Annotated in this window: 14 protein-coding genes; 3 read left to right on the top strand and 11 right to left on the bottom strand. The window is 39.5% G+C overall.

Annotation, left to right across the window (positions count from 1 at the left end; translation table 11 throughout):
• Window positions 1-357 precede the first annotated feature (357 nt).
• The 11 genes from nqrM to I6E80_RS09080 form a co-directional block, all read right to left on the bottom strand.
• Window positions 358-570: a (Na+)-NQR maturation NqrM gene (nqrM, locus tag I6E80_RS09130; protein WP_007376137.1), complete on the bottom strand. Its 213-nt coding sequence runs from the start codon at window positions 568-570 to the stop codon at window positions 358-360.
• Between the two features lie 101 nt (window positions 571-671).
• Window positions 672-1,703, bottom strand: coding sequence for an FAD:protein FMN transferase (locus tag I6E80_RS09125; protein ID WP_197185389.1), 1,032 nt, complete (start codon window positions 1,701-1,703; stop codon window positions 672-674).
• Between the two features lie 109 nt (window positions 1,704-1,812).
• Window positions 1,813-3,042, bottom strand: a complete 1,230-nt coding sequence (nqrF, locus tag I6E80_RS09120; protein WP_007584893.1) for an NADH:ubiquinone reductase (Na(+)-transporting) subunit F — start codon at window positions 3,040-3,042, stop codon at window positions 1,813-1,815.
• Between the two features lie 18 nt (window positions 3,043-3,060).
• Window positions 3,061-3,669, bottom strand: coding sequence for an NADH:ubiquinone reductase (Na(+)-transporting) subunit E (gene nqrE, locus I6E80_RS09115; protein WP_002958896.1), 609 nt, complete (start codon window positions 3,667-3,669; stop codon window positions 3,061-3,063).
• Between the two features lie 10 nt (window positions 3,670-3,679).
• The gene (locus I6E80_RS09110; protein WP_007584891.1) at window positions 3,680-4,312 is read right to left on the bottom strand and encodes an NADH:ubiquinone reductase (Na(+)-transporting) subunit D; all 633 of its coding nucleotides are present in this window, start codon (window positions 4,310-4,312) and stop codon (window positions 3,680-3,682) included.
• Window positions 4,312-5,064: a Na(+)-translocating NADH-quinone reductase subunit C gene (locus I6E80_RS09105; RefSeq protein ID WP_076925154.1), complete on the bottom strand. Its 753-nt coding sequence runs from the start codon at window positions 5,062-5,064 to the stop codon at window positions 4,312-4,314. The genes I6E80_RS09110 and I6E80_RS09105 overlap by 1 nt, the downstream gene beginning before the upstream one ends.
• On the bottom strand, window positions 5,057-6,259 hold the full coding sequence (locus I6E80_RS09100) for an NADH:ubiquinone reductase (Na(+)-transporting) subunit B (protein ID WP_010555189.1): 1,203 nt from the start codon (window positions 6,257-6,259) through the stop codon (window positions 5,057-5,059). The genes I6E80_RS09105 and I6E80_RS09100 overlap by 8 nt, the downstream gene beginning before the upstream one ends.
• A gap of 4 nt (window positions 6,260-6,263) precedes the next feature.
• Window positions 6,264-7,607: a Na(+)-translocating NADH-quinone reductase subunit A gene (locus I6E80_RS09095; protein WP_010555190.1), complete on the bottom strand. Its 1,344-nt coding sequence runs from the start codon at window positions 7,605-7,607 to the stop codon at window positions 6,264-6,266.
• Window positions 7,608-7,970: 363 nt separating this feature from the next.
• Entirely contained in the window at window positions 7,971-9,164 is a 1,194-nt protein-coding gene (gene fabV / locus I6E80_RS09090; protein ID WP_024598284.1) for an enoyl-ACP reductase FabV, read from the bottom strand.
• A 107-nt stretch (window positions 9,165-9,271) separates the two neighbouring features.
• Window positions 9,272-9,583 carry a BolA family transcriptional regulator gene (locus tag I6E80_RS09085; RefSeq protein WP_024598285.1) on the bottom strand — a complete coding sequence of 104 codons (312 nt, stop codon included), beginning with the start codon at window positions 9,581-9,583 and terminating at the stop codon, window positions 9,272-9,274.
• Between the two features lie 62 nt (window positions 9,584-9,645).
• On the bottom strand, window positions 9,646-10,257 hold the full coding sequence (locus I6E80_RS09080) for an alpha-ketoglutarate-dependent dioxygenase AlkB (protein ID WP_197185388.1): 612 nt from the start codon (window positions 10,255-10,257) through the stop codon (window positions 9,646-9,648).
• A 42-nt stretch (window positions 10,258-10,299) separates the two neighbouring features.
• Here I6E80_RS09080 and I6E80_RS09075 point away from each other — a divergent pair, with 42 nt between their 5' ends.
• The 3 genes from I6E80_RS09075 to I6E80_RS09065 are packed head-to-tail and all read left to right on the top strand — an operon-like array spanning window position 10,300 to window position 12,626.
• Entirely contained in the window at window positions 10,300-11,442 is a 1,143-nt protein-coding gene (locus I6E80_RS09075) for a methyltransferase (RefSeq protein WP_024598287.1), read from the top strand.
• A complete protein-coding gene (locus I6E80_RS09070; protein ID WP_170072010.1) occupies window positions 11,443-12,003 on the top strand; it encodes a YajG family lipoprotein in 561 nt (186 codons plus the stop codon). It begins immediately after the preceding gene.
• A 2-nt stretch (window positions 12,004-12,005) separates the two neighbouring features.
• Complete coding sequence (locus I6E80_RS09065) at window positions 12,006-12,626, top strand: peptidylprolyl isomerase (RefSeq protein WP_024598289.1); 621 nt, start codon at window positions 12,006-12,008, stop codon at window positions 12,624-12,626.
• Window positions 12,627-12,675 lie beyond the last annotated feature (49 nt).

Below are 12,675 nucleotides of genomic sequence, written 5' to 3'. Positions count from 1 at the left end.
TGGTTTACATTACGTGGCATTGTAGGGAAATAAAAACAACTCAAATACAGTCACCACCGAATTTGAGTTGCCTTTCACACTGACAACATCTTCACACACAATATAAAGATTCTTTTAAGCGAGGCCAACTTTGCCTCAAGCTTATGACTAGAGCCTTGCTCTGTGCCTATGGTTAAACTTTAGAGTGTTAGCTCCAATTTGACAAACGAGAAAAATAAACCTAATAGGTGAAAAAAACTAAACTATATACTTTCGTCTAATACATTAAGATTGGATTGCTTTGGAAGCCAAGGAGTTGATGAGTTTTACAGGCACAAAAAAAGCGCTATAAAGCGCTTTTTAATATTTAAGACGGGCTTAAATAATTTGATTTTCTTTCCAAGCTTGCTCTTTTGCTAAACGGTTTTTGCGTTTATCACATGGATCATCGCAATCACAGGCTTTATCAATACCGACCGAGCCTAAACCACCACAGCTACTCGCCATAGATTTTTTTTGCACGATCATACCAACGGCCATAGCCGAAACTATCAAAATTAGTAAGCCAAAAGTAAGAAGAAAAAGTGACATTGCTTAGCCCCTATTGATCAGCAATTAATTAAACTCAAACATTTTTGAGCAACTGCTATTATATACCCAAATAACGTGAAAATAAACAAGCCAGCGCCATACTACAAATAAGGTTTGAATGCAGGGCTTGAGTAAGTAACTAAACCATCTTTTGATTTACCTATTAAGTACACTGGTAAATCGTGCTGCTGAGCATAGGCTTGCGCTTTCTCCATACCCATCACAGTAAGTGCAGTTGCTAAGCCATCTGCTGTCATAGCGCTTGGATGAAGCACTGTTACTGACACTAAGTCGTGCTTAATAGGCATGCCGGTTACGGGATCAATTAAATGAGTATAGATCTCGCCATCCATTTTATAAAAAATACGGTAATCACCCGACGTAGCAATACCATTTGTACCTGGCGATAAAACACGATGTACTTTACGCTCACCTGGCGCTGCATCTGGTTGCTCTATCGCAATTTTCCAATCCTGATTATTTGGCTTTTCACCTGCTATACGCAGCTCTCCACCAATCTCAACCATGTAATTGGTAATACTGTGGCTTTCTAATAACTGCGCTACTTTATCAATACCATAGCCTTTAGCCGTTGCCGAAAAAGAAAGCTCTAGTCCATTAACTGTTTTAGCCAAGCCTTGCTTATTTAAAATAAGTTTATCAATACCTATTTTTTCGACCATACTCGCAAGCTCTTCATCACTAGGGCGATTTGTTGGTTTTTTATCAGGACCAAAGCCCCATAAATCAATTAAAGGCCCCATAGTGACATCGAGTGTTTTAGTTGACTCACCTAAGCGGATGGACTCACTGATAACGGCCCTAAAATCTTCGCTAATTGGCATAACTTGATTTGCTGGTAATCTGTTAAATGTATTTATTTCAGAGTCTTCTATATAAGTAGACATAGACTGATTCACATCTTTTAAAACAGCATCTATTTGCAGCTGTAACTGTGAGGCAGATAGCTGGCCCTGCTCATCGTAATATTTAATATGATAAGTGGTGCCCATAGTCTTACCTTCTAAAAAGGTTTCTTTCGACTCTGGTTTTTCACCACACCCAGACAGTAATAAGGTCAGTGTGATTAGTAAAAAGGCCATTATGCCTTGTGAAGTACTTACTCGATTCATAACAGCTCTACTTAATAGATTGATAAAATTAAAGAATAAAAAAAGCCTCGTAACACAAGTGCTACGAGGCTGGTATTTTAACCAAAACTAAACTGTTTTGGTATTAGTGTTAGCCACCGAAGTCATCTAGTAAGATATTTTCGTCTTCAACACCTAAATCTTTAAGCATAGTAATAACTGCCGCATTCATCATTGGAGGACCACACATGTAGTACTCACAATCTTCCGGCGCTTCGTGATCTTTAAGATAGTTCTCAAATAACACGTTATGGATAAAGCCAGTATAGCCTTCCCAGTTATCTTCAGGTTGTGGATCTGAAAGTGCTGTATGCCATACGAAATTAGGATTTTCAGCGGCTAGGCCGTCAAAATCTTCTACGTAGAACATTTCACGTTCAGAACGTGCACCATACCAAAAGCTCATCTTACGTTTAGAGTTCAAACGTTTAAGTTGGTCAAAGATATGTGAACGCATTGGCGCCATACCAGCACCACCGCCAACAAAGATCATTTCAGCATCTGTGTCTTTAGCAAAGAACTCACCAAATGGACCTGAAATAGTTACCTTGTCGCCTTTTGTAAGTGACCAAATGTACGAAGACATTTTACCACATGGCAAGCTTAGGTTTCTTGGAGGCGGAGCAGCAATACGCACGTTAAGCATAATGATGCCTTCTTCTTCTGGGTAGTTAGCCATTGAGTATGCACGAATTGTTTCTTCGTCTACTTTTGACTCCAGATCGAAGAAACCAAAATGGTTCCAATCGCCACGATATTCTTCAGGAACATCAAAATCTGCATATTTAACATGATGAGGTGGCGCTTCAATTTGGATGTAACCACCCGCACGGAAAGGCACTGACTCATCACCAGGGATTTGCAGTTTAAGTTCTTTAATGAACGTTGCTTTGTTATCGTTAGAGATAACTTCACAATCCCATTTTTTAACACCGAAAATTGACTCTTCAAGTTCAATTTCCATGTCGTTTTTAACATTTACCTGACACGCTAAACGACAGCCTTCACGGGCTTCACCTTTAGAAATGTGATCAAGTTCAGTTGGCAGGATATCGCCGCCACCTTCTTTAATGTGAACACGACACTGACCACAAGAGCCACCGCCACCACATGCAGATGATACGAAAATACCTGACTCAGATAATGCACTTAAAAGCTTATTACCTGCTGATGTAGTAATGGCTTTATCTTTGTCGCCATTAATACCGATGATGATGTCGCCGCTTGCAACTAACTGAGATTTAGCACCAATGATCACTAAAACTAGTAGTACAACGATAGCGATGAAAACACCAACGCCTAAGAAAATCTGATAATCCATGATTTATCCTCGCTACCTTTACAGTGAAATACCAGAGAATGACATAAAGCCAAGTCCCATTAAACCAACAGTGATAAAGGTAATACCTAAACCACGTAAGCCGTCTGGCACGTCTGAATACTTCAGTTTCTCACGGATACCTGCAAGTAATGTAATTGCAAGCGCCCAACCAACACCAGCGCCAATACCATAAACTACAGACTCGCCGAAGTTATAGTTACGCTCAACCATGAATGATACCGCACCAAATATTGCACAGTTAACTGTGATAAGTGGTAAGAAGATACCTAACGCGTTGTATAGTGCAGGGAAAAACTTATCTAATGCCATTTCAAGAATTTGCACAAGTGCTGCAATAACACCAATGAAAGTTAAGAAACGTAAAAAGCTAAGATCCGCATCTGGGTAACCTAACCAAGTAAGTGAACCTGGTGCAAGTACCGCATGATAAACCAAGTTGTTAACAGGTACCGAAATACCCAATACAACTATAACCGCTATACCTAGGCCAATTGATGTAGTTACTTTTTTAGATACTGCTAAAAAAGTACACATGCCTAAGAAGAATGACAACGCTAAGTTCTCAATAAAAACGGCTTTTACAAATAAACTAATATAATGTTCCACTATTTGCCCCTTACGCTTTAGCTTCTACTTGGTCTTTCTTATAAGTACGAAGTACCCATATGAATAAACCAATGATGAAGAATGCACTCGGTGGTAAGATCAATAGACCCATTGGCTGATACCAACCGCCATCTTGTACTAATGGGATAATATCAACACCGAATAGTGAACCCTTACCGAATAGCTCACGAATGAAACCAACAGTAAGCAGTACTACAGAGTAACCTAAGCCATTACCAATACCGTCAAGGAAAGACATAATTGGTGGCGACTTCATCGCGTATGCTTCAGCACGACCCATTACAATACAGTTAGTAATGATTAGACCAACGAATACAGAAAGCTCTTTTGCCGTAGCGTAAGAGAAAGCCTGTAATACTTGGTCAACAACGATTACCAATGATGCAATAATTGTCATTTGTACGATGATACGTACAGATGATGGGATCTGGTTACGAATAAGCGAGATAAAGAAGCTCGAAAATGCTGTTACTAGTGTCAATGCGATTGACATGATTAATGCATTTTTTAAGCTAGACGTTACCGCTAGCGCCGAACAAATACCAAGTACTTGTAGTGCGATTGGGTTGTTAGCTAAAACCGGACCAAATAGGACCGCCTTCATTTCTTTAGTATCAGCCATTATTTCAATGCTCCTTTACGTACTTTCGCAAGGAAAGGGCCAAAGCCATTTTCGCCAGTCCAAAAATCAACTGCATGATCAACACCGTTAGACGTTAATGTAGCACCTGAAAGACCATCGATCTTATGCTCATCATTGCCCGCAGTACCTTTAACAATTTGAATTGGAAGCTCTTTACCTTCCCATGTAGCAGTCCATTGTGGATTTTGGATTTCGCCACCTAAGCCAGGGGTTTCATTATGCTTGTAAAAGATAATGCCCTTAACTGTTTCACCATCGCTTTCAAGCGAGATAAAACCGTACATTAAGCCCCATAAGCCGTAGCCTTGGATAGGAAGAATGATTGCATCAACTGAGCCATCTTCTTTCTTAGAGATATACACCGGCGACTCTTTAGTCACACGTTGAATACCAGCAATATCCTTAACGCCTTTCTCTTTAAGAGAAACACTTAGCGCTGCATCATATTTGCTTTTTTCAAAGTCGAAAATTGTTGGGTCTGTATCTACAAACTCACCTGTAGTCATATTTACAACGCGCGCTTCGATTTTTGCATCAAATGTTTCTAAAACATTTTCAACTTTATCGATACCCGCAGCAGCCAAGATATTGCTTTGAATATCTTTTTCTTTATTAGCTTGCTGTAAAGGACGAAGCTGTACAGAAGCAAACGATACAATGATTGCGCACACTAAACATAGTGCGACAACAACTGTTAACGTTTTGCCGATTGATTCGTTATTACTAGACATTACGTGCCAACCTCCGCTTAATATTAGCCTGCACTACAAAGTGATCGAACAGTGGAGCGAATAAGTTAGCAAATAAGATTGCTAGCATCATACCTTCTGGGAAAGCAGGATTCACAACACGTATCATAACCACCATAAAGCCAATTAATAGACCATATGCTAATTTACCTTTGTCAGTAAATGCAGCTGATACAGGGTCAGTAGCCATAAAGAACATACCAAACGCAAAGCCACCAAGTACTAAATGCCAATACCAAGGCATTGCAAATACAGGGTTAGTTTCTGAGCCTACAGCATTTAACAAAAATGCAGTCGCTACCATACCTAGGAATACACCTAGTACAATGCGCCAAGAAGCGATGCGAACATAAATTAAGAATAAACCACCTACTAACAATGCAAGTGTAGATGTTTCACCTACAGAACCTTGAATGAAACCGTAAAACGCATTCCACCATAATTCCATGTTTGCAAAATCAAGTGTGCCAGCAAATGCTTGGCCTAGCATAGTTGCACCAGAGAAAGAATCTACTGCTGTCCATACTGTGTCACCTGAGATTTGAGCTGGGTATGCGAAGAATAAAAACGCACGGCCGGCTAAAGCAGGGTTTAAGAAGTTACGGCCAGTACCACCAAAGATTTCTTTAGCGATTACTACACCAAACGTAATACCTAACGCAACTTGCCATAAAGGAATTGTTGCAGGCAGAATAAGTGCAAATAAAACTGAAGTAACGAAGAAACCTTCGTTAATTTCATGCTTACGCACAGAAGCAAATATTACTTCCCAAAAGCCACCCACTGCAAACGTTACCGCGTAGATAGGTAGGAAGAAACATGCTCCATAGAACATTTTAGCGCCCCAGCCTGCATCAGCGGTTAATTCACCACCGAATAACTGGAACAAACCAACTTGCCATGTGTTTGCTAGTTCAAAGCCTTGTGCTAAAGCACCTGCGGCCTGATGACCGATATTGAACATACCAAAAAACATAGCTGGGAACGTCGCCATCCACACTAAAATCATCATGCGTTTTAGGTCGATGTTATCGCGTACGTGTGTCGCGCCTTTATTTACGTAGCCTGGTGTATAAAAAATAGTTGCAGCTGCTTCATACAGTGCATAAAACTTTTCATATTTACCACCGGCTTCAAAATTCGGCTCGATATCTTCTAGATATTTTTTTAAACCCATCTCTCTAGCCTTCCTTCTCGATCGTAGTTAAGCAATCGCGTAGGATAGAACCATACTCGTATTTGCCAGGACAAACGAAGGTACATAACGCTAAATCTTCTTCATCAAGTTCAAGCGCGCCTAATGAAATTGCACTGTCTAAATCGCGTGCAATTAAGTCACGTAACAATAGAGTAGGCAAAATATCTAACGGCATTACGCGCTCGTAGCTACCAATTGGAACCATGGCACGTTTTGAACCACCTGTTGACGTTGTCATTTTAAATAAACGACTCGGCGCAAGGTGAGAAAGGAATGTACGCGTTACAGAGAATTTATCACTACCTGGTGCAATCCAGCCAAACAATTCTTTTTCGCGACCTTCAAGTAAAACCGATACTTGAACGTGGTAACGACCTAAGAATGCATGAACACCGTTTGAAATAGAACCCGATAAAACAGAACCAGAAATAACGCGGTTATCTCCGTCTTCTAGCTCACCAGCTACTAAATCATCCAATGAAGCACCTAATTGTGTTTTCACTAAACGTGGGTTTTTAACGCGAGGACCTGCAAGCGAAATAACACGATTTGTGTAAATTTCACCAGTAAGGAATAAGTGACCATACGCAATAACGTCTTGGTAACCAATATGCCAAACTTGTTTGCTAACAGAAACTGCATCAAGATGATGGATATGAGTGCCAACGAGGCCAGCCGGATGCACACCACCAAACTCATGTACTTCTACTTGAGCTATAGATGAGCTAGGAACTTGGCTACCTGCTTTTTTACACACAAATACTTTGCCATCGGTCAAACGCGAAATAACAGCAAGACCCGCTTCAAATGCTTGCGCATTTTCGGCAATTATCACTGCAGGATCTGCAGCTAATGGGTTTGTGTCAGTTGCGGTCACAAAAATAGAACTAGGATTTGCATCCACAGCCGCTACTTTACTGAATGGGCGAACACGAAGTGCTGTCCATTGACCAGACTGGATAAGTACTTCTTTGGCTTTTTCACGCTCTAAGCTCGCAAGCTCGTCTGCTTTGAAAGAGTCAAAGGTGATTTGCTCACTGCCTGCTACTTCAATAACAACAGATTGCAGCACACGTTTAGCACCACGATTTATTTCTTTTACTGTGCCAGAAGCTGGAGCAGTAAATAGGACGCCTGGGTTCTTTTTATCTTCAAAAAGTACCTGGCCTTTTTTGACTTGGTCATCCACACGAACATGCATGGTTGGACGCATACCGATAAACTCTTCGCCAAGCACAGCTACACGTTTGACAGCAGAACCGTCATGTATAACTTGCTGTGGCGCGCCCTCTAAGGGTAAATCCAGACCTTTTTTTATATTGATCATACGCACTTGCATTACATTAAAGGAAAGAAACTGAAAAATCGTATCAACCACGTCGCCATTTGAGTTATTCCAAGTTATATCAAGGTACAAAAGAGCAGCTTGCTAGAAATATCAAACAAGCAACGTAGTAAAACTCATCACATATTGTCGAGATTTTAACATCATTTTAGATGACTATGCGAGTGTATTTATGAAAATTATACGACAGAAACACTTATTTAGTTTTGTTAAGTGATTTAAATAAAAATCAAGGTAGACCAAAGTGGTAGCCTAAGCAATTATCATTCCTGATTTCATCGTAAATTAAACAAATAGCATAATACAAAAAAAGCCGCTATTGCGGCTTTTTATATCTAAATTCTGTTAGTCAATCATATTAGCAATTGGCTTAACTGAATCTATGTCTTGATCGTAGTCAACACCGTCTATACCAAAACCAAATAAGCGTAAAAACTCATTATGGTAACCAACATAGTCTGTTAGCTCATCAATACTGCTTGTATCAACACTATCCCATACAGCTTGAACGCGTGCTTGCACATCGTCTTCTAGCTCTTTATAGTTTTGGAATAAATGCCCACCGTCGTCAAAGCGAGGTGATTCACCATATAGGTTTTCACTAAATAATGCGTGAATTTGCTCAATGGTGCCTTCATATGTGCCATCTGCTTTCATAACTTTAAATAAAGCAGAAATATATAACGGCATAATAGGAATAGCAGAACTTGCTTGTGTCACTACTGCATTAAGTGATGAAACATACGCCTCACCATTTAAATCTTTTGTTGATTCTTTAATAGCAGCCGTTGCACGGTCTAAATCTTCTTTAGCTTTACCAATAGTAGCGTGTCCGTATATTGGCCATGTTAGTTCTTTACCAATATAAGTATAAGCAGTCGTTTTAAAGTTATCAGCAAGTACATCGGCTTCTTTTAAAGCGTCAATCCACATTTCCCAATCTTCACCACCCATTACTTTAATAGTGTTGTCGATATCGTCTTGGTTTGCTGCTTCTACCGTAATTTCATCAATTTCGCGCTTTGATGTATTTAGGTTTTTAGTAGTAACGGCACTGCCAATTGGTTTAAGGGTAGAAGAAAACACTTCACCAGTGTTTGGATCAGTACGACGAGGCGATGCAAGGCTGTAAATAATGCAGTCTATTTTACCTAAATCGGCTTTGATAGTATCGATTGCTTTTTGCTTGATTTCGTTAGAAAACGCATCGCCATTAATATTTTTAGACCAAAGACCAGCTTCGTCTGCAGCTTCTTGAAAAGCAGCCGTATTGTACCAACCGGCAGAACCTGTTTTACGATCGGTACCTTCTTTTTCAAAGAAAATACCTAATGTTTTAGCACCACCACCAAACGCAGCAGTAATGCGCGATGCCAAGCCGTAGCCTGTTGATGCGCCAATAACTAATACATTTTTTGGTGCACTTTTTAATGCGCCTTGTTGTTTTACATAGTTAATTTGTTCTTGAACATGCTCTGCACAACCAGCTGGGTGTGCGTTTGTGCAGATAAATCCACGAATTTTAGGCTTAATGACCATTGATCATCCTATATCTTTTACAATAAAAATTAGCGCTAGTTTAAAGGCTAATACTAAAAACACTGATCTGATCAGTTAAACACTCATCAAATGCTCTAAAACATTACTTAGCTAATTTTAGAGCCACCCATACAATTAGGTGAATCAGGCGCTTCGCCGCCCTGCTCTGTATACTCATCTGGTGTATATGTATGAATAGCGAGTGCATGAATATGATTTGCTAACTCATCTTTTAAAATTTCATTAATTTCGCGATGGCGTTGTAATAAACGCTTACCCGCAAAACCTTCGCTAACAACTACTACTTTAAAGTGTGATTCAGTGCCAGCACTGTGCATATGACTTTCATTGATTACGTTTAAATGTTTACACGCAATGGCGTTGCTTATTTTTTCTTGGATCTGCTGCTGCATTGACATAAAAAGACCGTTTTAATTAGCTAATTTATACACTTACTATAACAATTTAACGCAGCGGTTGCCTAACTAAATTGCTTTTGCTTAATGTGTTTAATAAATCGGTAAGTTAAACTTATTCGCGGATGCGCAAGTGTTGTTTGCTTAGGTATTGCATGTTGGTAGTCTCGTTGGCTATGCCCATTCATTATTAAGCAGCTGCCACTTTGTAATTTTAAGTCAGTTACTTTATTGCTTGCCTTGTGCTTTAACTTTAAAACCCTATCAGCCCCTAAAGATACACACACAATTGTTGGTTTATCACCAAGCTCTATTTCATCATCGCTATGCCATCCCATCGTATCATTACCATCTCGGTAATAATTAACGAGCAATGAGTTCAGAGGCTGGTTTAAATGTGATTCTAAACGCTTTCGCATATTAAGTAACAATTCATCCCATGGTTCTACTATTTGCTTACTACTTGAATACCCGTATTCAATATTTAAATCACTCATGAAACATTGCAGTCGTGGAATAGGCCCCGTTTTGCCGTAAACGGTTACATTGGGTTGCTGCCAACGTAGGTTTTTTTGCAAATAATAAAATAGATCGAGGCTTTTTTGCGCACTAAGTGTCCTACTTTGATAAGAAAAGCCATTTGGTAACTGTTGGGGGTTGGCGTTTTGCCGTTGCATGTTAGAATTTACCTACATTAGATTACTGATCAACGAACCATTATGACGACGCAAGCCCAGCTAGGCGATAAAACCTTTACTCTTGAACGCTTTCCATTGGATCAAAAAAACCGCAGCTTACAAGCGTGGGATTCGGCAGATGAGTACCTTATCAATTATGTTAACGAACATCACCCTGATTGTCGCTCATTGCTTATTTTAAACGATAGCTTTGGTGCACTTGCTTGTTATTTTAATAAGTTAACGGTTTGTTCAGTTAATGATTCTTATATTAGCCACCAAGCTGCGGCTTATAACTTACAAGAAAACAAGCTGCCTACAGCAGAGTTTACGCAAGTAGATAGTTTGTCGGCATTACCAGAGGATGTAGATTTAGTACTTATTAAAATCCCTCGTAATGTGGGTTTTTTACAGTTCCAATTAAGTGAACTTAGTGAAGTACTTGCACCTGGTACACCAGTAATTGCCGCAGGTAAAACAAAAGAAATTCATAATTCAACAATAAAATCATTTGAGCAATTTATTGGTGAAACAACAACAAGCCTAGCAGTTAAAAAATCACGTCTAATATTAAGCAATGCTAAAGGCGGATATAAAGCAGCAGACTTCCCTACAACATGGGAACTTGAAGGTACTGAGTTTAATATAACAAATCATGCAAATGTGTTTTCGCGTGATTCGTTAGATATTGGTGCGCGCTTCTTTTTTAACTACTTACCAGAAACACCAAAAGCTAAAAGCATTATTGATTTAGGCTGTGGTAACGGCGTTGTTGGATTAATGACGCTGGCTCGCTGCCCTAATGCATCAGTTACCTTTGTTGATGAGTCTTACATGGCTGTGGAGTCGGCTCGGTTAAATGTAGAGATTAACCTAGGCGATAAGTTTGATAACTGTGAGTTCATCGAAAACGACTGTTTAACAGGCTTTGAAAGAGACAGTGTGGATATGGTGCTATGTAATCCTCCATTTCACCAAGCTCAAGCTGTTACCGATCACATTGCTTGGCAGATGTTCAAGCAAGCAAAAGATACTTTAAAAGAAGGCGGCGAACTGCGCATTATTGGTAATCGTCATTTAGATTATCATGATAAATTGAACCGCATGTTCGGAAACTGTAAGTTGTTAGGGTCAAACAAAAAGTTTGTCGTTCTAAGTGCAACTAAAAATAGTGGAATGCTATAAATGAAATTAACAAACATTATACTTGGGTGTTGTGTATTACTAATACTTGGTGGCTGTGCAAATCAGCCTAGCCAAGTAATACTTAACCCTGTTTATAAAAGCGGCCAAATAAGCTCTATAAATAGTAGCTTAAGTACTAGTGTAATTGATTTACGAGGTGATACATCAACACTTAAACTTATTGGGTCAGACAAAACTAAAACCTTTGCAAGCCAAGGTATTACTAGCTCTATTAAAAGTGTTTTAGATAGTGCACTTAGCCGCAATGGCGCCAGTATTTCTAATTTGGCAAGTGTACGCTTTGAAGTAGATGTTCATGCACTACAAGCGGTAGTAACCGAAAAATTAGTGAGCCATACCAGTGAAGCCCATATAGAACTTGGCGTGCGAGTTATTCGCGCCTCAAGTAACTTTAGTAAAGTGTATAGAGGTAGTGCTAATTTAGAAGGGCCATTTAGTCACGAGCGAGCAAAAATAGAAGGTCAGCTCAATAAGTTGACTGAGCAAATTATTACCCGCATTGTATCTGACCCTGAATTAATAGAATTTTTAGAAGGTTAACTATGAAACGACTTTTTTTAATCTGCTTAGGCCTATTCTTTAGTGTAAGTAGCTTAGCAGCCCAAGAAGGCCGCTTTGTGCAAAAGGATAATATTTTTCCACGCGTCGAAATTGTAACGACTATGGGTAGCATAGTGGTTGAACTTGATCGTTCAAGAGCCCCTATCACAGTCAATAACTTTTTAACTTACGTGTCAGATAAAAGCTATCAAGGTAGTGTTTTTCACCGTATTGAACGTGATGTAGAAAACGAGCGCGACTTTGTTATTCAAGGTGGTGGCTACGATAAAGATTACGACGGCCTACACGAAAATGACCCTATTTTTAATGAAAGCGGTAACGGTATGAAAAACGATATGTATAGCATTGCTATGGCGTATCAGGACCGTGAGCCTCACTCTGGTACTCGTCAGTTCTTTTTTAATATGGATAACAACGATCACTTAAACCCAGGTAAAGATTGGGGTTTTGCTGTTTTTGGTAATGTGATGGAAGGCTACGAAACACTAGACAAAATTATGGCTGTAGAAACGGGCTTTAATGAAAAAATTGGTTACGATTTTGTACCTGTAAAACCAGTGGTTATTTTAAACATAAAAATGCTTGAGCAAGTCCCACTGTAATTTTTTAAGAGCAGCTTAGCTGCTCTGCATCTAAGCCAATGAAGGCCCT

The sequence above is a fragment of the Pseudoalteromonas sp. NSLLW218 genome, from assembly GCF_015864775.1.
Classification (GTDB): domain Bacteria; phylum Pseudomonadota; class Gammaproteobacteria; order Enterobacterales; family Alteromonadaceae; genus Pseudoalteromonas.
This window is presented reverse-complemented; position numbering and strand designations above follow the sequence as displayed.